Here is a 551-nt window from a genome sequence, read left to right as displayed (position 1 = left end):
TCATCCCAATAGCGTTTAATCTTTATCCCTAAGCCTGAAATATTCATTTGCGCCAATTCTTTAATCAAGTTTTTTTGGAGTAAAGCATAGTCTTTATAAATATAGCCTGTCGTTAATAAAAAATCTCCTGCGGTGAACCATTCATAAGAATCAGGATTATCTATCGTATTAATGTTATGGACTTCGTTATTTGAGTTAATAGACCCCGCAACCATGCGAAATCCTTTCAATCGTTCAAATTCAGTCAGTTTTTTAATGGTTAGAGCCATATTTTGTCACCTGGTTCTAACGTGGCGCTTAATAATGCTTCAATACCAGCGCGCGCCGTCCCGACGATGGGGTAAGCCCAATGATTTTTGGTCTGGAAAATTTCTCTTGTCATTTCCATGGTTTCATCCATTAAGGATAAAAACTTCTCATCAAATTGACCTATGATAGGCGACTGCATCGCTTTTAACACGTCAGGATGAACCTCTACAGGTCCGGGCGTCATAATGATATGGCGTTCAATAAATGGTTGTTTAACATTTGTCATATTCATCGGTTCACTC

1 protein-coding gene and 1 pseudogene are annotated in these 551 nt (G+C 38.3%); both read right to left on the bottom strand.

The window, feature by feature from the left end; translation table 11 throughout:
- Positions 1 to 269: PucR family transcriptional regulator ligand-binding domain-containing protein (locus tag ABCO64_RS10750; RefSeq protein WP_343089474.1), on the bottom strand; the 269-nt coding region annotated here is incomplete at its 3' end.
- Positions 260 to 551, bottom strand: a pseudogene (locus ABCO64_RS10745) (hypothetical protein); the annotation flags it as partial. The pseudogene ABCO64_RS10745 and the gene ABCO64_RS10750, both read right to left, overlap by 10 nt.

Origin of the sequence: Methanocalculus natronophilus, from assembly GCF_038751955.1 — an archaeon.
Taxonomy (GTDB): Archaea; Halobacteriota; Methanomicrobia; order Methanomicrobiales; family Methanocorpusculaceae; genus Methanocalculus; species Methanocalculus natronophilus.
Note: the sequence above shows the minus strand (reverse complement) of the source record. Positions and strands in the feature narration are given on the sequence as shown.